This window comes from Streptomyces sp. EDA2-14 (assembly GCF_054963755.1).
The window spans coordinates 91,823-116,398 of the sequence record NZ_JBUEGE010000025.1 but is presented as its reverse complement, the minus strand read 5'-3'; the positions used below and the strand labels follow the sequence as shown (position 1 = coordinate 116,398).

The following is a 24,576-nucleotide window of genomic DNA, read 5'->3' as shown; positions in this document are numbered from 1 at the left end:
CCGCGCCCTGCGCAGGCGCAGTCGGCTTCGTGGGCTGGGACCGATCAGGCGGGTGCCGGTCGACGCCGGGTCGAGCTGTTTCGCACGAGGCTACGCGCGGGGGCGGCCTCCAACCAGGGACCGACCGGCCCATGATGGGAGGTACCGCCTGGACCGGTACGAGCGGCAATCAGCGGGCCCCCGCCCGCCTAACCCGTCAGCCCCTCCAGGGACTTGCCCTTCGTCGCGGTGGACAGCGTGAGTGTGAGGACGCAGCCGACCCCGAGGACGACGCAGATCAGGCTGAACACGCCGGTGAAGCGCAGCGACGCGTACATGGTGCCGATGAGCATGGGCGCGACGATGCCGCCGACCCGGCTGAACGCGTCCGACGTGGCGGCCGCCATGGACCGCAGCTGGGTGGGGTAGACCTCGGGCAGGTAGGTGTAGAGGGGCGCGTACAGCCCGTTGAGGAAGAAGCCGAGGAGCAGGCTCAAGAGCAGGACCAGCAGGTCGGTCTGGGCCAGGGACAGCAGGTAGGCGCAGAGCGTCGAGGCCGCGAGGCAGGTGACGATGGACCACTTGCGGTCCGTCCGGTCGGCGAGTCGGGCCGCCGGGTAGTAGCCGAGCACCTGCGCGAGTTCGACCAGGAGCGCGTAGCTGAAGCTGTCGGTGATGCTCATGCCCCGGTCGAGCAGCATGCTGGGCAGGAACGTCAGGAACCCGTAGTAGGCGAAGCTGGCGACGAAGAACATGCTCCACACCACGACGGTCTGCCGCAGGTACGGGCCGCGCCACAGCCCCGCGAACTGCGCGGCGGCACCCAAGTCGGCCGGGGGCGCGGCCGGTGCGGCGGGTTCGGGGTCGGGCAGCGGCCGGCCCGTGCGCCGGTGCACGGCGTCCTCCAGCTCGGCGACGACCGACTCGGCCTCGTCGTCGCGCCCCTTGAGCAGCAGATAGCGCGGCGACTCCGGCAGATTGCGCCGCCACCACAGCGCGAGGACGACGGGCAGCCCGACGAGGACGAGCCCCCAGCGCCAGCCGTGTTCGACGCGGGCGACGACGAACGTGCCGATGAGTGCGGCGAGCACGTAGCCCATGCCGAAGAATCCGGCGAGGGAGCCGACGAAGGTGGCGCGCGTCTTGAGCGGCGCGAACTCGGCCAGGTACGGAATGACGATGTTGACGTTGACGCCGACGCCCACCCCCGCGAGGAAGCGCAGGGCCAGCAGGAAGCCGAAGTCGGGCGAGGCAGCCGACAGGAGTGTGCATCCGCTGTACAGGACCAGCGACCACAGCAGCAGCGGCTTGCGGCCCACCCGGTTGCCGAGGAGCGCCAGCGACAGGTCGCCGACCAGGGCGCCCGCAAGGGTGGCGCTGGCGATCATGCCCTGTTCGGTGCCGGTGAGCGCGAACGCCGTCGTGATCAGGGGCAGCAGGAACGACATGATGCCGAGGTCGAGGCCGTCGAGCGTGGTACTCAGGCCGCCTTGGGTGAGGATGCGGCCCTGGATCCAGGTCATGGGGAGCCGGTCGATGCGGGCGGTCAGCCGGGCGACGCGTGCGTCGCGATCGTCCGCCACCGGCGCCGTGAGGTCCGCCGGTGGGGCGCCTGGTTTGCGTGGCCTGTCCTCGGTCTGTTCGGATGTCATGGCCCGTCGCCTTTCGATTGGTGGGCGGCCCCGGTCCGTTGCCGTGGAGCAAGGGCCGCCCCTGTTGGGCGGGTTGGGGTCGGGCGGCGCGCTGGAACGGGCCGCCCGACCTCGCGTTCAGATGCCGGCGTCGGCCGTGAGGACGTCGGCGTAGAGGCGCATCCAATTGCCGCCGACGACGGCCTGCGCCTCGTCGGTGCTGAGGCCGACGCCGACGAGGGCGTCGAGGACTTGAGCGAGTCCGGAGGCGTCGGTGAGCCACTCGTGGGTCTCGCTGTCGGTCGAGGCGGGGCTCAGGTCGGCGCCGCGCTGGGCGCTGCGGGTCCAGCGGCCCTGGCGCATCCACCCGAACTCGGCGGGGCCCGCCTTGGGGCTGAGGTCGGTGCCGATGGCCACGTGCCGCACCCCGACGAGGTCGACGGTGCGGGCGACCATCGTGCACCAGTCGGCGAGGCTGCCCGCGTAGTGCCCGCAGATCGACCGGTACGTCGCCAGTCCGACGACACCGTCGCGCGCGGCGAGCGCCGTGAGCGTGGCGTCGTCGGCGTTGCGCGGATGGTCGTACAGGGAACGGGGGTTGGCGTGCGTGAGCGCCACCGGGCGCGCCGAGTGCTCGATCGCCTCGCGCCGGGTACGGTCGCCCGAGTGGGAGAGGTCGACGAGCATGCCCGCCGCGTTCATCTCCCGCACGACCTCGCGCCCGAAGCGGGTGAGCCCCGGATCGGACATCTCGTAACAGGATCCGCCGAACTCGTTGTTGTTGTTGTACGTCAGCTGCATGACGCGCAGCCCCATGGCGTGGAAGTGCCGCACGAAGCCGAGCCGTCCCTGCAGCGGGCTGGCGTTCTGGGCGCCCAGGAGGATGCCGGTACGTCCCTCGGTGCTCGCCCGTTCGATGTCGGCGGCGGTCCGCACGGGCACGACGAGGTCGGCGTTGGCGGCCAGCAGGTCGTGCCAGGCCGCGAGGGCGTCCATGGTCTCGACCGCGTCCTCCCAGAACGCGACGGTGGCGGTCGCGCAGGTCACGCCGCCCGCGCGCAGCTGGAGGAACACCTCGCGGTCGTAGGGGCCGCACTGCAGTCCGTCGATGACGTGCGGGGCGGGGCCGGTCATGAGGCAAGCTCCACCGGCTCGTCCTCGCCGACCTCGGCGAGGATCCGACCGTCGGGCCCGTAGAGCGAGTCACCGGCGTGGGTGCGCGACAGCGGGCTGTCGGGGGTGAGCGCTGTCTCCGCCTCCGCGACGAAGCGCCGCCACAGCGCAGCGTCGACCGGCACTCCGTACGTGAGCCCGCGCAGGTCCGCGCCGTCGGGTCCGGGCCGGGGTCCGGCGGGCGAACGGCGGGCGGTGACCGTGCCGGTGGCGAACTCCAGGTCGACGCCGTGCCGGTGGGCCGCCGGGAGCAGTGCGCGTACCGCCCAGTCGTCGCCCGGCGCGTCCAGGGTCACGGCGCCGCCGTCCAGGGCACCGGCGATCGCCAGGTCGAGCAGGTCGGGCGCGGTCGCGAGGGGCGGCTGTGCGGTGGGCTCGGGGAACTGCGCCGCGCCGTCGCGCAGTTGGGGCCGCAGGTGGCGGGCGCGCAGCGCGGGCAGCGCGTCGAGCAGGTGGACCAGGCCGTCCAGGCCGTGGGTCTCGGCGCTGACGACGAGGTCGCGGGTGGCGGCCACCGAGCCGTGCGGGACGGCGGTGGTCAGCAGGACGCGGCCGGTCATCAGGCGCAGCTCGCGCACCGAGACCCGGATGTCCGGGGGCGCGGGCCGGGAGTGGAGGGTGGTCATGCGGTCTCCTTGTGGAGCGCGCCGGCCGGGCGGGCGGGCAGCGTCCAGTCGTCGTGGTCGTGCAGGTCGAGATCGTGGCGGGTGGGCGCGCCGTGGAAGAGCAGGCCCAGGACGTTGCGTCCGGCGGAGTCGGCGGTCTTGTCGAGGCCGTGGACCGCGGAGTTGAGGAACCGCACGAGGTGGGCGGGGACGAAGGCGTCGTCGGCGATGTTCATGTGCGGGCTGTGCAGCACGGTGTCCGAGAGGCCCTGGACGCGGGTCACGGTGTCGCGGTGCTCGGGATGGCGCACGCAGAAGGCGCCGGTGCTCTCGCCCGCCCGCGCCGCGCTCAGGTCCCGGTGGAGGGCCTGAACCTGTCGGGGCACGTTGACCTGCCAGTCGAGTCCTTCGGTGACCTCGTCGCGGGGCCCGCGCCGGGGCTCCTCGGCGGCGCGCGACTTGTACCAGACGTGGCGCAGCGCGCCGGGCGCGGACAGGTCCAGGTCGAGGGCCCAGCGGTAGTGCGCGTCAAGGTGGTCGCGCAGGGCGCCGACGCTCTGCTCGGGGCGAGCGGTGAGCGTCTCGTCGACCCGCTGCCGGTCCACGAGGGGGTCGGTGAGGTCGGGCACGCTGTCGATGAGCACCCCGGCGAGCACTTCGACGGTCTGCTCGTCGAGCTCGGCCGTCCACCGCGCCCACAGCCGGGGCAGTGCGTCGTCGCTCTCCCCCGGCGCTGCCGTGTCGAGCGGCGTCAGTGCCTGCTGCAGGGACGGGGCCAGCGTGCGGGGCGGGGTGAAGGCGTCGTACGTCGTGGGGTCCTGCTCGTAGAAGCGGGCGGTCCGCTCGATCGCGGCGCGGATCGCGGACAGGTGCGCTGCGCCGCGCCGGGCGTTCAGTGCCTGGTCGAGGGCCTGTTCGCGCAGGCTCAGCCAGCGGTCGACGAGGCGCGGGTGGTTGTTGGCGAAGAAGACCAGGCCGAGCGCGGAGGCGTTGCCAAGGCCCAGGCAGCGTCGCAGCTCCGGGTCGAACCGGTGGGCCTGCGGGTTGCGGGCACGGGCGAGGTGTTCGGCGAGGTCGGCGGCGAACTCCCGCATCAGGTAGGCGGCGAGCATCTGGGCGTGCAGCGGGGTGGCCAGGGGGTGGTTGTCGGGGAGCGCGGCGAAGGAGCGGGTGCCGAAGGTGCCGTTGCCGTCCAGGCCGGTGTTTCGCATCAAGTAGCCGACTTCCCACAGTCGTTCGGCGTCGGGCGTGCGGCCCGCGGCGAGACTTTCCACGACGTGCTCGAACAGGCGCAGGCTGCGGTTCGACCGGCACCACACCAAGGTGTGGCCGGTGGCCCGCCCTTCGTACAGCTTCGGCATCTCCCGTTCGGTGTGCGCGAGGTCGGCCTCGTCCGCGACGCCGTCGAAGAGCGCGCCCGTCATGTCCCAGTCGGTGCCGACGATCCGGCTGGTACGGCCCTCCAGGCGGGGCCGGAAGGAGAAGGCGACGAAGTCGAGCGGGCCGCTCGGGGTCCACACGCGGTAGCGGGCCCGGCCGCGGGCCTCGTCGTCGACGGCGAACTCGACCGCTTCGACCGTCCAGTGCTGCGCCAGCATGCGGTTGACCAGGGCGCGGCTCGCACTGAGCCGGGTGGGCGGGAGTTGGGCGAGGCGTTCGGGGCGCAGGAGGTCGGCGGGGGTGCGCGGGGCGGGTTCGGGGACGTCGGCCCGGTCGGGGACGGATGAGGGCATGTTCATGCACAGTCCTGGTGGTGTGGTGGGTGAGGGTTGCCCATCGCGGGGCGGGGGCGGGAATGCGGTACGGGAAGCCGCAGGCCGGGGCCGGCCCGTACGGTGCGGCGGCCCTTCGCTGGGGCCGGCGCGGACCGGATCAGCCGTGCAGGCCGAAGGCGCCGCTGGTGTCGAGTCGCAGGAGTGACTCGATCTCGCGGGCGGCCGGGCGCAGGACGGCGAGCGCGTGGGCCGTGGCGATGCGGTCGCGGGGACCGTGGACGCTGAGCGCGGCGACGACCTCGTCGTCGTGGCGGTGCAGCGGGACGGCGAGCGCGGTGAGCCCGTCCTCCTCGTCGTCGGTCGAGGTCGCCCACCGGGTGCCCCGGACGACGGCGAGCGCGTCGGGGTCGGGCATGGCGACGCCGCGTTCGCGCAGCGGGCCGACGATGTCCGGTGAGCACAGCGCGGCGAGCAGCCGCCCGGAGGCGCTGGAGGTCAGGCTCAGCCGGTCTCCCAGGAGCAGGGTCGCGTGCAGGGACCGGCCGGGCTCGGCGCGCTGCACGACCCGGGCGGTGTCCGTGTCGAGGACGGCGATGCTGACGACCTCGCCGGCCTGCTCCGCGGCGTGTTCCAGCAGGGGCGCGGTGCGCTCGCCGATGCCGGCCTGGCGCAGCGCCGCGTGCCCGAGGTGGGCCGGTCGCAGGGTGAGCCGGTACGCGCCGTCGGGGAGCTGCTCCATCCAACCCGCGGACTCCAGCGTGACCAGTTGGCGGTGGGTCTCGGCCCGGGAGGTGCCCATGGCCCGCGCCAGGGCCGAGACGCGGACGGGCTCGGTGGCGTCGGCCAGCACATCCAGCAGGGTGAGGATCTTGACGACCGTGCCCAACGGAGGCGTGGCCGGGCCTGAACCCTTGGGCCCGGCGGAGCCTGTCACAATATTCATGACACCGTCCTTCTGTGAGAGACGGCGGGACTTTAGGTAGCGGCCGGGCGTTGCACAAGGGGCTGCCGCGTTAATTCCTGATCACGGGGCCGAGGGGGTAAGGCGGCCCCCAACTTCTGCTGTGGCTGCTACGCCTCACCACCCGCGTCGTGACGCCTGCCCGCCGCGAACACCGCCTCGACGGACTGCAGCGCCTCCAGGTCGGCGAGCGGGTCGCCGGCCACCACGAGGACGTCCGCGCCGTAGCCGGGTGTGAGCTGCCCGGTCGTCTCGTCGAGGCCCAGCGCGTGAGCGGCTTCCGTCGTGGCCATCGCGAGGATGCGGTCGGTGGGCAGGCCCAGGTGCGCGTAGAAGGTGAGGCTGGCGGACAGGCCGTCGAATCCGGCGCGCTGGACGCCCGCGTCGGTGCCCGCGATCATCCGCGCACCGGCCTCGGCCGTCCGGCGTACGGCGCCGAACATGGCCTCGGCACGCTCCGCCCCGAAGATCTTCGGCAGCATCCGCCAGTGCGGGCTGATCGTCGGGCAGACGTAGATGTTCCGCTGGACGATCTGGTCGAGCACGTCCTGGCGGACCTCGAATCCGTCGGCCGTCATCCACGTGCAGTGCTCGATGGTGTCGACTCCGGCCGCGACCGCGGCGCCGATGCCGTCCGCGCCGTGCGCGTGCGCGGCGACGGGCAGCCCGGCGCGGTGCGCCTCGTCGACGAGCGCCTCCAACTCCGCCTGGGAGAACTGGGTTTCCCAGCTGTTGGCCCCGCCCTCGGTGAGCCGTCCGCCGGTCTCCATGACCTTGACGACCCCGGCTCCGGCCTCCGCGTTGCGCCGGACGAGCCGCCGGGCCTCGTCGGGGCCTGAGACCTCGCCGCCGAGGAACCAGCAGTGGCCACGGGGCGTGGTGACGGGCATCGTCGCCGAGACGATACGCGGACCGACGGCGGCGCCCTCCCGGATGTCCCCGCCGAGCCGCACCGCGAGACCGTTGCGGTCACCGAGATCGCGGGCCGTCGTCACTCCGGAGCTCAGCAACTGCCCCGCCCGCCCGGCCATCGCGGCGAACAGCGCCTCGTCGTCCTGCTCCTGGAGCGTGGCGACGGGCTCCGGTCCCGCGTCGAAGCAGAGGTGCACATGGGCATCGATCAGGCCCGGGAGTACCGTCCCGCCGGGAAACGCGAGCCGAGGCTCGTCCGGCCGCGCCTGGCGCTCGACCTCCTCGCGCGGGCCGACACCGGCGATGACGCCCTCCCGTACGAGGACGGCCCCGTCGGCGACGGCGTGACGATCGGGTCCGGCGAGGACCTGCGCGGCAGTGATCAACATGAGACGCGGCTCTCTTTCGCATGCGAGGAACGTCGGCGGCTGGAGGACAGGAGCTGGACAGCAGGACATCAGAAAGAGCGGGGAGTGCTGGGTTGTACGCGCCACTCCGGCCCCGCGATGTCATCCTTTCCGCCACCGGGTCACGGCAGCATCTCGTCCGCCCCTCCCCTCCGTACGCACCTCCCGGCGTCGAACAGCACGACGTCCTCGGCGACCGCGCGTACGGCGGGAAGGTCGTGGCTGATGAACAGCAGCGCCGTGGCGGCGGGCGCGAGGAGGTCCGGCAGTGCATCGAGAACCCGCTCCCGCGAAGCCGTGTCCAGGGCCGATGTCACCTCGTCGCAGACCAGGAGCGCGGGCCGCGCGGTCAGGGCGCGCACGAGCGCGCAGCGTTGCAGCTGGCCGCCGGAGAGCCGGTCGGGTGTGCGGTCCAGGAGCGCCCCGTTCAGTCCCAGCGCATCGGCGGTCCTCCGCGCTTCGGCCTCCGCCTCCTCGCGCGACAACCCGCGCAACAGCCGTGCGGTGTCGCCGAGTTGTGCGGCGATCGGGCGGTGCCCTTCGAAGGAGTCCGCGCTGTTCTGGTGGACGTATTGGACGAGCCGGCGCTGTGCGGTGCCGCGGCGATCGATCCGGGCGGGGAGCGGTGCCCCGTCGACGCGGATCTCGCCGGACGTCGGCGTGGTCAGTCCGGCCAGGACGCGGGCGAACGTCGTCTTGCCCGAGCCCGAGGGTCCGAGCAGCGCGGTGCTGCTGCCGGGTGGGAAGGACATCGACACCGGTCCGGCGAGGAGGGTGCCGGGCCGTCGGCGTACAGCGACATCCCGGGCCTCGACTCCGCCTGCCGGTACGGAGGTCGAGCCCTCACCCTGTAGCGCCGCTCGGCTCGCCGCGCTCGTGCGGTGTTCCGCCGCGAGGAGCCTGCGGGTGGCCTCGTGTCGTGTGGGTGCGGCTGCGAGAGGGCCGAGGACGTCGCCCGTGAGCCCGTCGTCCACGGCCCGTCCGTGCTCCAGCACGACAACCCGGTCCGCCGTCCTGCGCACCAACGGCAGGTCGTGGCTGAGCAGCAGGATTGCTGCGCCGTCGTCCGCGAGGCCGCGGAGCGTGCGGCCGAGGTCCTGTGCGAGGGCGGGGTCGAGGCCGCTGGTGGGTTCGTCGAGGACGAGCAGGCGTGCGCCCGTCACCAGGGCGGACGCCAGGGCCAGTCGCTGCTGCTGGCCGCCGGAGAGCTGGTGCGGGAAGCGGCGACGTACGCCGTCCCGGTCAAGTCCCGCGACGGCCAGCGCGTTCGCCGCGGCCGTCTTCCGGGCAGCGCGTCCCGTGTGGCCGAGCGCGGCCAGTTCCGTGAGGACGGCGCCGACCCTGCGGACCGGGTCGAGTACGGATTCGGGGTGCTGGGGCAGATGGGCGACGCGGCCCGCCCGCGCCGAGCGGCGTCCCGCCGGGTCGAGCGCCAGCAGTTCCTCGCCCTCAAGCCGTACGCGTCCGCTCAGACGCACGGAGCCGCGCGAGGCGCCGAGCGCGGCCAGGCCCAGTGTGGTCTTGCCGCTTCCGGAGGGGCCGACGACCGCGACCACGGTGCCCGCCCGTACGGTCAGTCCCACCCCTTCGAGGAGCGGAGCCCCCTCAGCGTGCGCCGACACCGACGGGACGTCCAGCAGCGGTGGGGCGACGGGCCCGGTCACGTGGTCCTCCTGCGGCGCGCGAGCGTCCGGTCGACGAGCAGGTTGCCCCCGACGCACAGCAGCGTGAGCAGCCCCGCGGGCACGAGCACGGCGGCGGGCTGGGTGAACAGGGCGGCGCTGTTGCGCTCGATGAGGACCGCCCAGTCCGGCGAGGAGGCGGGCAGTCCGAGGCCGAGGAAGTTGGCGGACGCCAGCAGGTACAGCACGACCGGGAACCGGCCGCCCGCGTCGGTGGCCAGCGGCGCCGCCAACTCCCGCGCCAGATGGCGCAGATGGATGTACGTCCAGCCGTGCCCCTGCATCCGCAGGGCCTCGACGACCGTACGGGAGCCGGGGGCGAGGGCCGCACCTCGTACCAGGCGTGCAACGGCGGGGACTTGGAGCACCCCGGCGACGGTCATCAGCCACAACCAGTGGCGGTGGCCGGTCGCCGCCAGTGTCATCAGCACCAGCAGGCCGGGGAAGGCGAGGAGCAGGTCCAGGGTGCGCATCACCGTCTCGTCGACGAGGCGACTTGGGCCCGCCGCGAGCAGGCCCAGCGGAACCCCGAGCACCGTCCCCACCACGAGTGCGGCCAGGGCGCTGCCCACCACCGACGCGCCGCCGCGCAGCACGAGCGCGAGCACGTCGCGGCCCAGCACGTCCGTGCCCAGCGGATGCCCCGCGCCGGGAGCCTGCGACGGCAGCGCGCCCGGCCGGGGCGCCTCGGACCCGGCCACCAACGGGCCGAGCAGGGCGAGCAGTACGGGAACGCCCAACGCGATCAGGGCGATCCACGGTCGGCGCCCGACCGGCGTCCCGGTCCCGGTGACGGTCGCCATCACGCCGTCACCTCGCGGCGGGGAGCGAGGCGGTGTGCGACCAGGTCGCCCAGCAGATTCACGATCACGGCCGTACCGGCGAACAGCAGCGCGTACGTCTGCACTTGGGGCAGGTCACGGTTCTGGACCGCCTCGACGAAACCGTTGCCGAGGCCGCTGAATCCGAACACGGCCTCCACCAGTACGGCGCCGCCGAGGAGCCCTTCCACGCAGCGGGCGTACTGCTGCGCCGCCGGGCCGAGCGCTCCCGGCAGTACGTGTCGCAGCACCACGGTCCGCTCGCGTACGCCGAGGAGCCGCAGGTGTTCGGCGACCGCGCCGTGCCGCTCCGCCGCGACCCCGACGCGTATCTGCCGTGCCAGATCGCACACGTGACGTGCCGTCAGTACGACGACCGGCAGCACCAGGGCGGCGGGCTGCGCGAGCAGTGCGCCCGTGTCCATGCCGACGGCGGTGGCGGGCAGCAGGCCTGCCCACAATGACAGCGAGGCGACCAGCAGCAGCCCGAGCACGAACTCCGGTACCGCGTGCAGCACAACCGCCGCCGCGTTCAGGGCGCGGTCCACGCGGCTGCCCTCGCGCAGGCCCGACACCGTGCCGACGAGCGGGGCGAGCACGGTGACGAGGACCAGCGCCGGGAGGCCGATCAGGAGCGTCACACCGACACGGCGGCCGATGTCGTCGCCGACCGGGAGTCCGGTGGTGAGGGACTGCCCCGGCTCGCCGGTGAGCAGGTGCCCGAGCCAGTGTCCGAAGCGGGTCCAGGCCGGTTCGTCGAGACCCAACTGCTCGCGCAGCGCCGTGACTTGTTCGGGGGTGCCGAGTTCACCGCGGAGCACGTCCGCCGTGTCGCCGGGCAGCAGCGTACCGACGGCGAACACGGCGACGAGCACCACCAGGCACTGCACGAGGGCGAGCAGGCAGCGTCGGGCGATGTAGGCGCGCACGCCGTCAGCCGACGCGGACGCGGTCGAAGCGGGCCCAGTCGTGCGAGTTCGGTGGCGCGGCGCGCAGGCCGCTCACCGTGCGGGCGATGGCGTCGTTGGCGTCGGAGAACGCCCACACCAGAAGTCCTGACTCCTCGCGGGCGATCTTCTGGGCGCGCGCGAGCAGGTGCAGCCGCTCCTGTTCGTCGCGGGTGGTGCGGGCCCGGTCCAGGAGGGTGTCGAACTTCTTCGAGGCGTACTGGGTCTGGTTGCGGGCGGCCCCGCCGCGCACCCGCTGCTGCAGGAAGTCGGAGACGGGCAGGGTGGAGGTCGTGTTGAAGGCGGCCACCCCCTTGGTCCTGATCTCGCTGAAGTAGGTACTGGAGGCGCGGGTGTTGGCGGACACCTTCAGGCCCACTTCGCGCAGTTGCCGTGCCATCAGCTCGACGGCCGGTTCCCAGGCGGCGTCGACGGAGCTGGTCTCCACGGTGACGCGCAGCCCGTGGGCGCCCGCCTCCTTGACGAGCCTGCGGGCCTCGTCGACATCGCGCTCGCGGGGCTTGAGGTCGTCCGGGTAGCCGCGCAGGCCGAGCCCGAACAGGTCGTTGCCGGTCTCACCGTGCCCGGCGAGCGCGATCCGGACCAACGCCTCGCGGTCGATGCCCAGTTGCACGGCGCGTATCAGGCGGGAGTCGTCGAACGGCTTGCGTCCCGTGCGCAGGAGCAGTTGCTGCGCGGTCGCGCGCTTCGCGGTCAGCAGTCGCGTGGAGCCGTCCTTCTTCAACCGCTCCACGGAGGCTCCGGCCATGTCGGCCCCGTAGTGCACCTGCCCGGACAGCAGGGCGTTGAGCCGCGCCGACTCCTCGTTCGCGGGGACGATCTCCAGCTCGGCGATGTGCGGGGCGCCGTCCCAGTGGTCCGCCCAGCGCCGGTAGCGGGCAGTGCCGCCGGGCGTGAACGAGACGTAGGTGAAGGGCCCGGAGCCGACCGGCTTGCGGAAGTCGGTCGTCCCGTCGGGGACGATCTCGGTACCGGGGCCCGCGAAGACGGTGGGGAACTCGAAGTTCGGTGCCTTCAGGACCAGCACGACATCGCGCGCGCCGTCGGCCTTGCTGGCGGTGAAGTCGATCGCGGAGAGCAGCACCTGCGAGGGCGAGCCGGTCTTGGGGTCGGCGGCGCGACGGTAGCTGTAGAGAACGTCCTTGGCCGTGACCGGCTTTCCGTCGTGGAACTGTGCCGCGCGCAGACGGACGCGCCACCGCGTGCCGGACGCGTCGCTCTCCCAGGACTCCGCGAGCCGCTTGCGGACCGACATGTCGTCCGCGTACGTGCCGAGGGTGTCGTACAGGGCCTTGGCGCGCGCCTGGTCGACGAAGTTCGGGGCGACGTGCGGGTCCAGCGTCTCCCCGGATCCGCCGGAGGTGAACGCCGCGCGGAACCGGTCGCCGCCTCCGCCGTCCTTCGTGTCACCGCCGCAGCCGCTGAGCAGACCGGTGCCGGCCAGTGCCAGGGCGCCCCCTCCTGCCAGCACGCCACGCCTGCCAGGTTGCGATCGCCGCTCCGGTTGCGTCCGGACATGCGTCGTCACATCGATCCTCTCCGGGGTGTCCTCGCCCCTGCTGTTGGACCGACGACGGGTCAGTCTCCTGGCTCCCGGATCGCCGCTCGCCTCCGCCTTCCCGTCCGCTCGCGCGGGCAGTGGCGTGCGGGAGGATCGCTTCCCGGTCACAGTGGCGGGACCGCGCCGGATTCACACCGGCTTCCTGGCCCCCGTCGCCTCGTGCGCCCATTGTGGCGCACGTGGCAAGAGACACCTGTACCCGGTGGGCGTCACACGACGGCCGTCTTCCGGTGGCGGCAGAACACCTCTCCCGCCGCGTACCAGATCGCCCCCCCTGCACGATGGGCGTCATGCGCCGGTCGCTGCCTTCCGGACCAGGCTGTTCAGGTCCTCCACGGAGGCCGGACCGAAGTCCAATTCGTCATGAGGGTCAGGCCCGCCCGTGTGCAATCAGGGCCGCATGAGGCAGGACCAGTGCGCCGTCCGGGTCGGTGAACTCCGCGCACAGTGAATCGAAGTGGTGCCTGATCTCGTCGATGACCGCCGAGGGCTGGCTCGTCACGATCTGGCCGATCGTCGCCACTCCGGCGGCCGGTCCGCTCCACCATTCCTCGGGCGTCGTCCGGTGGTCCCAGGTCACGGTGTCACTGACGACGTCCTTCAGACCCGCCTCGCCGAGCAACGCTGCGAAGCCTTGTTCCGTACGCAGGAAGTCGTCCCCGGGGGCGAGACCCGGCAGGTGTGCGGGGCGGGTGACGCCTGCCGCCTCGACGGCTCGCCCCAGGAGCGTCTGCCCGGAGGCGGCGGGAACTCCCCAGATGGTGACGGCTGTCCGCCCGCCGGGACGCGTCACCCGGCGCAGCTCCGTCAGGGCTTCCCGAGGTTGCCCGACGTGGTTGAGGACGAAGTTCCCGATCACGGCGTCGAACTCGTCGTCCGCGAAGGGGAGATGGGGCAGCGCGGCGAGCCGTACGTCGGCGTCGGGAGCCGCCGGCGCGGCCCGCGCGACCATGCCGGGTTCGGCATCCACCGCCGTCACCTTCGCTCCCCGCCCACAGGCGAGCGCGGCAGCGGTGCCCGTGCCCGTCCCCACGTCGAGAACCCGCACGCCCGCCCCGACCCGCACCCCGGCAGCGTCGAGGAGTCCGGGCACCGGATATGCGCAGAGCTTGGCGAAACTCGCGGCATAGGCATCGGCGCGCCCCGCCCACGTCCGCCGCTCGGACTCGTCGAACGCCGTCTGCACCGCTCGTCCCCTCCCCCGGAGCGGCGTCCGCCGCACCGACAATCCCGCCGTGCCGACGCCAACCCATGAGTGATCAACGGGGGCCGGAGATCGGAAACCCGCACCCACCACGGCCCGCCACCTCACACGTTCCGCTCCCCCAGCCGGTGCGGATGTGCCGGGTACACGCCGAGGACGCGCACCTCGGACGAGAAGAAGCGCAGTTCCTGGAGCGCGAGGGCCATACGTGGTTCGTCGGGGTGGCCCTCGATCTCGACGTAGAAGCAGCTCGGGTTGAGGCCCGCGCCCATCTGATAGCTCTCGATCTTGGTGAGGTTCACCCCGCTGCTGGCGAAGCCGCCGAGCGCTTTGTACAGGGCGCTCGGGATGTTCCGTACGGCGAAGAACAGGCTCGTCATGGTCGGCCCGCCGGACACGGGGGCGAAATCGGCGTCACGGGACAGGATGACGAACCGCGTGGTGTTGTCCGGGTTGTCCTCGACGCCCTCCTGCAACACGTCGAGACCGTAGTGCCCGGCCGCGGCCGGCGGGGCGAGCGCCGCGTGCCGGGGGTCGTTCAGCTCCGCCACCTCGCGGGCGGACCCGGCGGTGTCGTCGCTGACGTGCGTGCGCCAGCCGCCCGCGCGCAGAAGCTTTCGGCACTGCCCCAGGGCATGCACGTGGCTGCGGACGCACTCCACGCCGTCGAGCGACGCCCCCGGCACCCCCATGAGGTCGAAGCGGATGGCGTGGAAGTACTCGCCGACGACGAACAGGCCGGACTCCGGGAGGAGGTGGTGCACGTCGGCGACGCGACCGGCCGTGGAGTTGTCCACCGGGATCACCGCCAGGTCGGCGGAGCCCAACGTCACCGCGTCCAGCGCCTGTTCAAAGCTCACGCAGGGCAGTTCCGTGCTCCCCGGGAACAACGTCTGGGCGACGGTCGCCGAATTGGAGGCGTGTTCGCCTTGGTACGCGATGCTGGTCACAGGGGTTCACTTCCGGTGGGTGGGCCGTTGCCGTCGAGCAAGGGTTCAACAAGAGACCCAACCCTGTCACCTCGGTTCCCCGGGCAGCGGCTGGGCATCCGGCGCTTTTCGGTCAGTGGCGGCCGATGGCCGAAGCGGTGTCCGGGATGGACGGATTCTCCCCGAAGCGGTGGGGGTTCCAGTGGGCCTGGAGTTCGGGCTCGCCGTCGCCGCCTTCGACGAGGCCCGCGAGGTACTCCCCCATGAACGCGGCGAACTTGAACCCTTCCCCGCTGTCCCCGCAGGCCAGCACCACGCGCGGGTGGGTCCGGCCGACGACGAAGTCCCCGTCCCCGGAGTCGGTCCAGGTGCACACCTGGCCGGCCAGGACATGGGGCGGGACGGCGGTGAGGTCACGTGCCACGCGGGCGCGGATCGCCTCGGTGCGCTCCGGGACCACCGGGCGTTCGAGGTCGTCGCCCAGGGTGTCTCCGGCCAGGGCCCGGAGCGGGTGGTCGATGCCCACTTTGTAGCCGCGCTCCCCGTTCGGCATGGCGTAGATGCCCGGTCCGCCGCCCGTCCCGCAGTCGACCAGGCCGGGCAGGTCGGGTGCCGGCGGCGTCCCGCCGGGGTCTCCGAAGTACGTGACCTGTTCGACGTACGGTCGCAGGGTCAGTCGCAGTCCGAGACCGGGCAGCAGCTCGGGTGTTCCAGGGCCCGCCGCGAGCAGCACCTGGTCGGCCCGGAGGGCTTCGCCTCCGTCGGTCCGTACGGTCGCGTGGGTGTCACCGGGCTCGACGGCACGGACGCGTCGGTGCGGCAGATACGTGCCACCGGCGGCCGTGAAGGCGTCGAGCGCTCCGCGCAGCAGGCGGTCCGCGTGCACGACGCCGCCCTGTTCGACGAAGAGCGCGTCGCGGCCGTCCGGGCGCAGACCGGGGAAGACGTCCCCGACGCGGTCGGCGGTGACCCGGTCGAACCGGGCGGCCACGGCTTCCAGGGCCCGCGTCACGTCGGGCAGCGAGGCGTCGTCGCGCCAGAGCACACCGGTGCGGCGGAACACGGGCGCGCCGAGACGCTCACCGAGGCGCTCCATCGCCGCGACCGTGCCGAGCAGCGCGCGGGCCCGCCACACTTGGGTGTCCGCGAGCCGCCACAGGCGGCTGCTGCCCCCGCTGGAGGCCAGGGGCCCACCGGACTCGAAGCGGTCGATCAGGGTGACCGCATGGCCGCGGTCCTGCAGTCGCAGGGCCGCGGGCAGACCCCAGGCGCCTGCCCCGACGACGATCACTGAGTGCTTGTCCACCATGGTGCTGCTCGCCTTTGGTTCGGTGTCCGACGCTTCCGTGGGCAAGTTAACGCGTCGGCAGTCGCAGCCGGTCAGTTCAGGTCGCTGCTGTACCGCCGGCTCTGGTCGCAGACAGCCCCGACGCCGATGAACAGCGCACCCGCGAGGAACAGCAGCGAGACACCCCAGGTCGCATGGGACGGGGAGGCCTGCACGATGGCGAAGGCGGCCAGGGGTGCCAGGCCGCCGGAGAACGCTCCGCCCACCTCGCGCCCGGTTCCCAGGCCTGTCCCCCGCACGGCGGGCGGGAACTGGCGGGCGAGGAAGGCGCCCTGGGCGGAGAGCAGCGCGGGCACCGTGATGCCGGTGGCGAGGGTGAGTCCGAGCCAGATCAGCCAGCTGTTGCGGGTGTCCAGGAGCCAGAAGAACGGGAAGGCGAGCGCCGCGGTGGCCACCGCGCTGAAGATGACCACCTTCTTCGAGCCGATGGCATCGCTCAGTCGGCCCGCCAGGGGCACCGTGACGAGTGAGCAGCAGCTGGCGATGCTGATCCCCAGGGCGCCGACGCTGGCCGAGACACCCTGGAAGTCGGTGAGATAGGACAGCGAGAATGTTTTGAAGGTGTAGCTGACGCCGTTGTAGCCGATGGTGATGGCCATGACGACGGCGAGGCCCCGCCAGTCCGTCTTGAACAGCTGGATGAGCGGGTTCTTCTTCCGCACGGGCCGGGCCCGTTCCTCGTGTGTCATCTCCTGGAAGGCGGGTGTCTCGGGCAGGTTGCGGCGTACCCACAGGCCGATGCCGACGAGGAGGAAGCTCAGGACGAACGGGATCCGCCAGCCGATGCTGTAGAGGAAGTCGTCGTTCATGCTGGTGAGGGCGGCGACGGTGAGGGACGAGGCGAGCAGGCCGACGTTGACCCCGAGCGCGGGCCAGGAGCCCTGCCGGCCGCGCGACGCGGTGTCCGCGTGCTCGTACGCCACGGCGATCGCACCACCGAACTCGGCGCCCGCGCCGAGGCCTTGGAGCAGGCGCAGCAGGATGAGCAGGACCGGTGCCATGACGCCGATGGAGGCGTAGCTCGGGAGCAGGCCGATGCAGGCGGACGACGCTCCCATCAGGGTGAACGTCAGGGACAGCACCTTCTTGCGGCCCAGCCGGTCGCCCATCATGCCGAACACGATGCCGCCGACGGGGCGGGCGAAGAATCCCACGGCGAAGGTGCCGAGCGCGGCCATGGTCGCCAGCGCGGGTTCCCCGGCGGGGAAGAACACCTTCCCGAACACCAGGGCTGCCATCGAAGCGTAGAGGTAGAAGTCGAACCACTCCATCGCGGAACCCGCGATGACGGCCGAGCGCACACCTTTCGGCGCCCGCGAGGCGGTGGTGCGCTCTTCGTCGAGCGTACGTGCCATGTCCCTCTTCTTTCGGTGCCGAGCCGGACGCGGACCGTGCCGGCGGTGCGTCGGAGCCCGGAGGAGTGGGAGTCCCGGAGCGGGACCAGACAGTCGTTCAGAAATGAGATGGTTCTTATATACGAACTATGACTCGGATATGCGAAGGCTAGGCGAGCGTCGAAGAAGGCGTCAAGGAGTCGGTACGGCGCAATGCCCGTGCGGGGTCCGGACATTGAGGGTGCGTCGCGGCATGCCGACGCACCGGGGCGCGAGAGCCGCGCCCCGGCGGAAAGGGGGCCGAGACCGAGGGGGCGAGCGGTGGCTAGCGGTCGCCGAGGCGCGCCGCCACGGCGGCCACCGCGCCGGTGAGCGCGTCCGCGATGGCGGGCAGGTGCTCCGCGATGCGCTGCGTGGGACCGGCGACGGAGATGACGCCACGCACCCCGCCTTGGACGAGGACCGGGCGGGCCGCCGCGCTGACATCGGGAAGCGTCTCGCCGCGATTGAAGGCCACACCGTCGGCGCGCACGGCGGCGAGTTCGTCCAGCGCCGCCTGGCGGGCTTCCGGGTCCGGAAGCGCTGCGCGCAGGTACGCATCGCGCTGCGCCGCGGCCCGGTACGCCAGGATGACCTTGCCCGCGCTCGGCGGGTACAGCGGGCGGCGGACACGGATCGGCGCCGAGTACCGGATCAGCTGCTGCGATTCGGCGGAGGCCAGGTACACGACCGAGTCACCGACTGCCACGCCGAGCATCGCGGTCTCCTGGAACCGCTCGCGCAGTGCGTCGAGGCTGAGCTGCGCGGCCCCGGCCACGTCCAGGGACGGCTGCGACAGCAGGTTCGTGAGCGCGGGGCCGAGCGTGTAGACGCCGCTCTCCTCGACCAGGTACCCCGTCGACACCAGGCCCTTGACCAGCCCGAAGACCGAGGACTTCGGGGCGTCGAGGGCGGTGGACAGTTCGTGCATGCGGGCGCCGTCCCGCTGCGCGACGATCTCGAGGATGTCGGTCACCCGGCTGACGGTCCGGTGCGCCTTGGCGACGGTCTCGGCCACTGCGACTCTCCCTCTCGGTTCGTATCTACGAACTCTATCCGGCCCCGAAGCTCCCGGTCGACCCTTGACCGCCCGCACCCGCACGCCTACGTTGATCGTATCTGCGAACGCGATGACGCAAATACGAACGGACATCGTCATGCACACCGAGCAGCACACCGGTCGGCCCACTGAGTTGCCCACCGAGTTGCCCACCGAGATCACCCAGCGCGGGCTGTACTTCGAGGAACTGGAACCGGGCGTGCGGTACGCGCACCGGCCCGGACGCACCCTCGGCGAAGCCGACAACACGTTCTTCACCACGCTGACCATGAACCCCCAGAGCCTCCACCTGGACGAACACGCCGCCGCCGCTACGGAGTTCGGCCAACGCCTGGTCAACAGCCTGCTCACGCTCTCCACCGTCGTGGGTCTCAGCGTCGGCCAGCTCACCCAGGGCACGACGGTCGCCAACCTCGGCTTCGAGCAGGTCACCTTCCCCGCGCCGGTGTTCCACGGCGACACCCTCTACGCCGAGACCGAGGTCGTCGCCAAGCGCGCGTCCGCCTCGCGCCCGGACAACGGCGTGGTCACCTTCGAGCACCGGGGCCGCAATCAGCGCGGCGAACTCGTCGCGGTCGTCCGGCGCGTGGCCCTGATGCGCCGCGTCCCGGCAGGCTCCCGGGCGGTAGAGGGCCGATGAGCGTGCTCAAGGGTCCCGCCCTGCTGTTCTGCCCCGGCGACCGGCCGGACCGCTACGCCAAGGCCGCCGCCCGCGCGGACAGCGTCGTCCTCGATCTGGAGGACGCCGTGGCTCCCGCGGACAAGGACCGCGCCCGGCAGTCCGTCCTGCGGGCGCTCCCCCACCTCGACCCGGCCCGCACCTTCGTACGGATCAACGCCCTCGACACACCATGGGGTGAGGACGATCTGGCGGCGCTGCCCGCACACACCATGGTGATGCTCCCCAAGGCGGGCTCCGCGGCCGACGTGCGCGCCTGCGCGCCGCGCACCGTCCTCGCCCTGTGCGAGACGGCGGCCGGCGTGCTCGCCGCCGAGTCCCTCGCGCGCACGGACAACTGCGCGGGGCTCATGTGGGGCGGCGAGGACCTGATCGCCGATCTGGGCGGACGCTCCAGCCGGGGCCCGGACGGCGGCTACCGCGGTGTGGTCCTCCAGGCGCGGGCACAGATCCTGCTCGCCGCGACCGCGGCCCACAAGTACGCCGTCGACGCCGTCCATCTCGACATCCCCGACCTCGACGGCCTCGCGGTCGAGGCCGAGGACGCCGCGGCCGTGGGCTTTCGCGCCAAGGCGTGCATCCACCCCGGTCATGTGGCCCCGATCCGCGCCGCGTTCGCGCCCACGGAGGCCGAGGGCCGCTGGGCCCGTGAGGTCCTGGCGGCGGCCGAGACCCACGGCGCCGTCTTCCGGTACGAGGGCCGCATGGTCGACGCCCCCGTCCTGGCCCACGCCCGCTCGGTGCTCGCCGCCCTGGAACCGTCCGACGACGAACCGCTCCAGGACACCGCAGACCACCACACGAGGAAGTGACAGCTCCATGGACTTCGAACTGACCGCGCAACAGCAGGACATCCAGGCGGGAGTCCGCGACCTGGCCCGGTCCTTCAGCCCCGAATACTGGGCGCAGCAGGACCAAAACGCCGCATTCCCCTGGCAGTTCTACGAGGCGTTCGCCAAGGCCGGCTGGCTCGGCATCGCCGTCCCCGAGGAGTACGGAGGCGGTGGTCTCGGAGTCCTGGAAGCCGCTCTGCTGCTGGAGGAGGTGGCCGCCTCCGGCGCGGGCATGAACGGCTGCAGCACCATGCACCTGACCATCTTCGGGCTCAACGTCCTGGCCAAGCACGGCAGTGAGCGGCTGCGGCGCGAGGTCCTGCCGCACGCGGTCACCGGCGATCTGCACGTGTGCTTCGGCGTCACGGAACCCGACGCAGGCACCGACACCACCCGGGTCTCCACGTTCGCCCGCCGCGACGGCGACCACTACGTCATCGACGGCCGCAAGATCTGGATCACCAAGGCCGGGGACTCGCAGAAGATGGTGCTGCTGGCCCGCACCACGCCGCGCGACCAGGTCGCCAAGCCCACCGACGGGCTCTCCGTCTTCCTCGTCGACATCGACCGCACCGCCATGGACATCCGGCCGATCCCCAAGATGGGCCGCAACGCCGTCGCCTCCAACGAGATCTTCATCGACGGTCTGCGCGTCCCCGCAACCGCCCGGATCGGCGAGGAGGGACAGGGCTTCCGCTACCTCCTCGACGGCCTCAACCCCGAACGGATCCTGCTCGCCCACGAGGCACTCGGCATCGGCCGCGCCGCCCTGGACGTGGCGACCCAGTACGCCAAGGACCGGGTCGTCTTCGACCGGCCCATCGGCCGCAACCAGGGCATCGCCTTCCCGCTGGCCGAGGCGCTCACCCGGCTCGACGCCGCACGGCTCATGGCCCGAAACGCCGCCTGGCGCTACGACTGGGGGCAGCACTGCGCCCGCGAGGCGAACATGGCCAAGTGGCTGTGCGCCGACGCCGGTTTCCAGGCCGCCGACGTCTCCGTGCAGACGCTGGGCGGCATGGGATACGCGAAGGAGTACCACGTCGAGCGGTACTTCCGGGAGTCGCGCCTGATGCGCCTGGCCCCCGTCAGCCAGGAGATGGTCCTCAACTACGTCGCCCGGCACGTGCTCGGTCTGCCGAGGTCCTACTGATGAGCGAACCCGCGAACGCACCCGGGACCGCGCCCGACTCCCGTACGCCCGGCGCGCTGGCCGGGGTGAAGGTCCTCGACCTCTCCCGGGTTCTCGCCGGCCCGCTGTGCACCCAGATGCTCGCCGACCACGGCGCCACGGTCGTGAAGGTCGAGTCCCCGGCCGGCGACGACACCCGCCGCTGGGGCCCGCCGTTCCTCACCGAGGACACCAGCGCGTACTACGCGAACGTCAACCGCGGCAAGAAGAACATCGTCGTCGACCTGGCCACCGACCAGGGCCGCACCATCCTGGGCACCCTCATGGCCGACGCCGACGTCGTGGTGGAGAACTTCAAGGCCGGCACCCTCGCCGCCTGGGGCTACCCCGACGACGTGATCCGCGAGCGCTGGCCGGCCCTGATCCACTGCCGTATCACCGGCTTCGGCACCGACGGCCCCCTCGGCGCACTGCCCGGCTACGACGCCGTACTCCAGGCGTACGGCGGTCTGATGAGCATCAACGGAGAACAGGACGGCCCGCCGCTGCGCATCGGCGTCCCCGTCGTCGACCAGGTCACCGGCATCCTCGCCTTCTCCGGAATCCTGCTCGCCCTCCACGAACGACAGCGCTCGGGACACGGCCAGCTCGTCGACACCACCCTCCTCGACACCGTCATCAGCCTCCTCCACCCCCATTCGGCGTCCTGGCTGGCCGACGGCCGCGTCCCGGCCCGCACCGGCTCCGCGCACCCGACCATCGCCCCCTACGAGAACTTCGCCACGCTCGACGGACTGTTCTTCATCGGCGCGGGCAACGACCGCCAGTTCGCGGCGCTCGCCGACGTGCTGGGCGAACCCGCCCTCGCCACGGACCCGCGCTTCGCGACCAACCCCGACCGCGTGCGCAACGTGGCGGAGCTCCGCGCGATCCTCACCGACCGCATCGCGCGCCGTCACCGCGCCGACCTCTCGGAACAGCTCCTCGCCAGAGGCGTACCGGCATCACCGGTCCACGACATCGCCGAGGCCATGACCGCACCCCAGGTACGCCACCGCGATCTGGTCGTCGAACAGGACGGCTACCGGGGCGTCGGCGTCCCCATCAAACTGACCCGCACCCCCGGCCGGGCGGCGCCACCGCCGAGCCCGGCGGGCGGCGACACCAGGGAGGTACTGGCGGCGGCCGGTTGCACGGCGGAGGAGATCGCGGAGGCGCTGGCGGCAGGTGCGGTGGTGGCACGGGACGCCTCCGGGCCTCCCCCTTCGTCCGACTGAGCCCGCAGGGTTCGTACCCATCGGGGCGCCGTGCGGTCGGGTTACTGGAACAGGGTTCCCGTCTTGTCGCCGATGGCCTGCTTGCGCTGGAAGTAGTCGTTGATGACGACCCGGTACAGGTCGGCGTCCGGGCGGGCCCAGTTGCGCATCAGTTCGCAGCCGAAGGCCAGCGACGTGATCGGCTGCGCGCCGGCCTGCGTCATCCGTTCGATCGCCGTGGCGTGGGTGACCGGGGAGACGCCGCCGACGGCGTCGACGACGGGGTAGATCTCGAAGCCCTCGCGGAGCATGTCCAGCGTGGGGAAGGCGAGGCAGACCTCCGTCCACAGCCCGGCCATCACGATCTTCTTGCGGCCGGTCGCCTCGACGGCCGCACGGAAGTCCGCGTCCTCCCAGGAGTTGACACCCGTGCGGTCGATCTCGGGAACGTCCGGCAGCTCGTCGGTGATCTCCGGGACCGTGGCCCGGTTGACGCCCATGCCGACGGCCACGGTGGACAGCACCGTCGGGATCTCGTACGCGCGCGCCAGCTTGGCCAGGGTGATGGCGCCGAGGTCGATCTCCTCCCGGCTGGCCGAGCCGATCGTGGCGTACTGGCCCTCCTGGTAGTCGATGAAGACCACGGCGCAATTGTCCGGCGTGAGCAGATGGTCGGCGGTGGTGTCCCGCACGGGCTCGGGGGCGGTCTTGATGGGGGCGGCGTCGGCGGTCATGCCGTGTTCCCTTCTCGCGTCTGGGCCATGGTCACGGCGTTGGCGGTCCGAGCGTACCGACGGCCGGGCGGGCCCGGCCGAAGGCTTTCTGCGGCGCGTCGACGAAGGCCGAAAAAGGAAGGCGTCCCCCGTTCAGCACGTCCCCCGATCGGCACGTTCCCCGTTCAGCCGAGCAGGCCCCGCAGCCAGTCGAGGACCTCGGGCCGCACCGGGTCCACGACGTCGGCCGTCTCTTCCGCGCGCTTCTTGACGTACTTGGCCCAGTAGGGGCAGACCGGGACCACTCGCTTGCCGCCGGCGCGGACGTCGGCCAGGGCCTCGGTCACCAGGATCGAGGCCAGGCCCTGCCCGGCGAAGCGGTCGTCGACCTCGGTGTGGAAGAAGACCCGCTGCTCGCCGCGGTCGCGGTACTCGGTGAAACCGGCCAGTTCGCCGTCGACGGTGATGACGTAGCGCTGCTCGTCGGGACGGTGTTCCACGACCGGAGTGGTGGCAGATGTCATGTCGCTTGGCTCCTAGTGCTCTGCAGGGATGGCCCTGGTGTGTCGGTGTACTGGCGCGTTGAAGCGTTGGTGCGGATCTGCGGGGTCAGCGCGGCGTGTGGTTGCCGCGTGACTTGAGCCTGCTGTTGGGCAGTTCGGGGGCCGGCAGGCGGTTGCTGGGGTAGCCGGTGACCGTGCCGAAGCGGTCGGCGGCGGCTTCCCAGTCCGTCCGGGCCTCGACGACGTCCTCGTGGCTGCGGCCGATGAAGTTCCACCACATCACGATCTCCTCGCCGAACGGCGTACCGCCCAGCAGCAGAAGCCGCGCCGGACCGCTCGCGTCGTTGGTGAGGGTGATCGTGTCGCCGCCAGGAGCGAGGTAGCCCAGCTCTCCGCCGGGAACGGGGGTTCCGTCGACCCGCACCGGCCCTTCGTCGACCAGTACCCCGTGTTCGAAGGCCGGGTTCACCGCGAGGGTGATGTGCGCGCCCGGTTCGAGCACGATCTCCGCGCCGAGCAGTGGGGAGTACGCGGGGACCGGCGAGGTGTCTCCGGCCAGCGTGCCGAGGAAGACCCGGGCCTCTCCCCCGTCCAGGGCGACGGCGGCGGGGGCGTGGTGCCGGAACGCCGGCGCCACGTCGCGGTGCTCGTCCGGGAGCGCGATCCAGAGCTGGATACCGCGCAGGATCGTGGTGTCCGGGGTGGAGACCTCGGAGTGGCTGATGCCCCGCCCGGCGGTCATCAGGTTCAGTTCGCCCGGTCGCACCATGGCGTGGGTGCCCAGGCTGTCGCGATGCTCGATCTCCCCGTCGAACAGCCAGCTCGCCGTCTGCAGGCCGATGTGCGGGTGCGGCGCCACGTCCATCCCGCCGGTGGCGGAGACGGCGTCCGGCCCGTAGTGGTCGGCGAAGCACCACGCGCCGATCAGGCTCCGAGAGCGCTGCGGAAGAGTGCGCCGTACTGTCATCGCCCGCGGGCCGCCGAGCGGTACCTCGCGGGCCGGCATCACCTCCACCCGCCTCCCGCCGTCGGTTCCCTGATCCGGCGTCACGGTCGTGCGGCCCGTGTCGGTCGGCGTCTGCCGGTCTGCGGCCATGATGCTCTGCCCCCTCTGTGGATCTTCCCCGTAGC

General features: G+C 72.2%; 22 protein-coding genes and 1 riboswitch. Of the genes, 4 read left to right on the top strand and 18 right to left on the bottom strand.

Going from position 1 to position 24,576, the window contains the following annotated elements; all coding sequences use genetic code 11:
• Nucleotides 1-188: 188 nt before the first annotated feature.
• The 15 genes from ACY34M_RS37725 to ACY34M_RS37655 all read right to left on the bottom strand — a co-directional run bounded on the left by ACY34M_RS37725 (nucleotide 189) and on the right by ACY34M_RS37655 (nucleotide 18,287).
• The gene (locus ACY34M_RS37725) at nucleotides 189-1,631 is read right to left on the bottom strand and encodes an MFS transporter (protein ID WP_462722747.1); all 1,443 of its coding nucleotides are present in this window, start codon (nucleotides 1,629-1,631) and stop codon (nucleotides 189-191) included.
• A gap of 117 nt (nucleotides 1,632-1,748) precedes the next feature.
• Entirely contained in the window at nucleotides 1,749-2,744 is a 996-nt protein-coding gene (locus ACY34M_RS37720) for a dipeptidase (protein ID WP_462722748.1), read from the bottom strand.
• Nucleotides 2,741-3,409: a hypothetical protein gene (locus ACY34M_RS37715; protein WP_462722749.1), complete on the bottom strand. Its 669-nt coding sequence runs from the start codon at nucleotides 3,407-3,409 to the stop codon at nucleotides 2,741-2,743. Before ACY34M_RS37715 ends, ACY34M_RS37720 begins: the two co-directional genes overlap by 4 nt.
• Entirely contained in the window at nucleotides 3,406-5,127 is a 1,722-nt protein-coding gene (locus ACY34M_RS37710; RefSeq protein ID WP_462722750.1) for a hypothetical protein, read from the bottom strand. The genes ACY34M_RS37715 and ACY34M_RS37710 overlap by 4 nt, the downstream gene beginning before the upstream one ends.
• 133 nt (nucleotides 5,128-5,260) lie before the next feature.
• Nucleotides 5,261-6,046, bottom strand: a complete 786-nt coding sequence (locus tag ACY34M_RS37705) for an IclR family transcriptional regulator (protein WP_462722751.1) — start codon at nucleotides 6,044-6,046, stop codon at nucleotides 5,261-5,263.
• A 128-nt stretch (nucleotides 6,047-6,174) separates the two neighbouring features.
• On the bottom strand, nucleotides 6,175-7,365 hold the full coding sequence (locus ACY34M_RS37700; RefSeq protein ID WP_462722752.1) for an amidohydrolase family protein: 1,191 nt from the start codon (nucleotides 7,363-7,365) through the stop codon (nucleotides 6,175-6,177).
• Nucleotides 7,366-7,505: 140 nt separating this feature from the next.
• Nucleotides 7,506-9,047, bottom strand: coding sequence for an ABC transporter ATP-binding protein (locus ACY34M_RS37695; RefSeq protein ID WP_462722753.1), 1,542 nt, complete (start codon nucleotides 9,045-9,047; stop codon nucleotides 7,506-7,508).
• On the bottom strand, nucleotides 9,044-9,868 hold the full coding sequence (locus tag ACY34M_RS37690; protein ID WP_462722754.1) for an ABC transporter permease: 825 nt from the start codon (nucleotides 9,866-9,868) through the stop codon (nucleotides 9,044-9,046). The genes ACY34M_RS37695 and ACY34M_RS37690 overlap by 4 nt, the downstream gene beginning before the upstream one ends.
• On the bottom strand, nucleotides 9,868-10,815 hold the full coding sequence (locus ACY34M_RS37685; protein ID WP_462722755.1) for an ABC transporter permease: 948 nt from the start codon (nucleotides 10,813-10,815) through the stop codon (nucleotides 9,868-9,870). The genes ACY34M_RS37690 and ACY34M_RS37685 overlap by 1 nt, the downstream gene beginning before the upstream one ends.
• 4 nt (nucleotides 10,816-10,819) lie before the next feature.
• Complete coding sequence (locus tag ACY34M_RS37680) at nucleotides 10,820-12,325, bottom strand: ABC transporter substrate-binding protein (RefSeq protein ID WP_462722756.1); 1,506 nt, start codon at nucleotides 12,323-12,325, stop codon at nucleotides 10,820-10,822.
• Nucleotides 12,326-12,413: 88 nt separating this feature from the next.
• A riboswitch (cobalamin riboswitch) is annotated at nucleotides 12,414-12,627 on the bottom strand.
• A gap of 158 nt (nucleotides 12,628-12,785) precedes the next feature.
• Nucleotides 12,786-13,601: a class I SAM-dependent methyltransferase gene (locus ACY34M_RS37675; RefSeq protein WP_462722757.1), complete on the bottom strand. Its 816-nt coding sequence runs from the start codon at nucleotides 13,599-13,601 to the stop codon at nucleotides 12,786-12,788.
• Nucleotides 13,602-13,723: 122 nt separating this feature from the next.
• Entirely contained in the window at nucleotides 13,724-14,569 is an 846-nt protein-coding gene (locus tag ACY34M_RS37670; RefSeq protein ID WP_462722758.1) for a prephenate dehydratase, read from the bottom strand.
• Between the two features lie 112 nt (nucleotides 14,570-14,681).
• Nucleotides 14,682-15,857, bottom strand: coding sequence for an NAD(P)/FAD-dependent oxidoreductase (locus ACY34M_RS37665; protein WP_462722759.1), 1,176 nt, complete (start codon nucleotides 15,855-15,857; stop codon nucleotides 14,682-14,684).
• A 71-nt stretch (nucleotides 15,858-15,928) separates the two neighbouring features.
• Entirely contained in the window at nucleotides 15,929-17,251 is a 1,323-nt protein-coding gene (locus tag ACY34M_RS37660; protein WP_462722760.1) for an MFS transporter, read from the bottom strand.
• A gap of 304 nt (nucleotides 17,252-17,555) precedes the next feature.
• The gene (locus tag ACY34M_RS37655; RefSeq protein ID WP_462722761.1) at nucleotides 17,556-18,287 is read right to left on the bottom strand and encodes an IclR family transcriptional regulator; all 732 of its coding nucleotides are present in this window, start codon (nucleotides 18,285-18,287) and stop codon (nucleotides 17,556-17,558) included.
• Nucleotides 18,288-18,399: 112 nt separating this feature from the next.
• Between ACY34M_RS37655 and ACY34M_RS37650 the strand changes: the two genes are divergently transcribed.
• The 4 genes from ACY34M_RS37650 to ACY34M_RS37635 are packed head-to-tail and all read left to right on the top strand — an operon-like array spanning nucleotide 18,400 to nucleotide 22,250.
• Nucleotides 18,400-18,969 (top strand): MaoC family dehydratase, encoded by a 570-nt coding sequence (locus ACY34M_RS37650; RefSeq protein ID WP_462722762.1) that lies wholly within the window; start codon nucleotides 18,400-18,402, stop codon nucleotides 18,967-18,969.
• Entirely contained in the window at nucleotides 18,966-19,820 is an 855-nt protein-coding gene (locus ACY34M_RS37645) for an HpcH/HpaI aldolase/citrate lyase family protein (protein WP_462722763.1), read from the top strand. The genes ACY34M_RS37650 and ACY34M_RS37645 overlap by 4 nt, the downstream gene beginning before the upstream one ends.
• A gap of 7 nt (nucleotides 19,821-19,827) precedes the next feature.
• A complete protein-coding gene (locus ACY34M_RS37640; RefSeq protein ID WP_462722764.1) occupies nucleotides 19,828-20,994 on the top strand; it encodes an acyl-CoA dehydrogenase family protein in 1,167 nt (388 codons plus the stop codon).
• On the top strand, nucleotides 20,994-22,250 hold the full coding sequence (locus ACY34M_RS37635; RefSeq protein WP_462722765.1) for a CaiB/BaiF CoA transferase family protein: 1,257 nt from the start codon (nucleotides 20,994-20,996) through the stop codon (nucleotides 22,248-22,250). Before ACY34M_RS37640 ends, ACY34M_RS37635 begins: the two co-directional genes overlap by 1 nt.
• 41 nt (nucleotides 22,251-22,291) lie before the next feature.
• Here ACY34M_RS37635 and ACY34M_RS37630 read toward each other — a convergent pair whose 3' ends face one another.
• The 3 genes from ACY34M_RS37630 to ACY34M_RS37620 form a co-directional block, all read right to left on the bottom strand.
• On the bottom strand, nucleotides 22,292-22,963 hold the full coding sequence (locus ACY34M_RS37630) for a hydrolase (protein WP_462722766.1): 672 nt from the start codon (nucleotides 22,961-22,963) through the stop codon (nucleotides 22,292-22,294).
• A gap of 164 nt (nucleotides 22,964-23,127) precedes the next feature.
• Nucleotides 23,128-23,466, bottom strand: coding sequence for a GNAT family N-acetyltransferase (locus ACY34M_RS37625; protein WP_462722767.1), 339 nt, complete (start codon nucleotides 23,464-23,466; stop codon nucleotides 23,128-23,130).
• Nucleotides 23,467-23,551: 85 nt separating this feature from the next.
• Nucleotides 23,552-24,541, bottom strand: a complete 990-nt coding sequence (locus tag ACY34M_RS37620) for a pirin family protein (protein ID WP_462722768.1) — start codon at nucleotides 24,539-24,541, stop codon at nucleotides 23,552-23,554.
• Nucleotides 24,542-24,576: the final 35 nt, after the last annotated feature.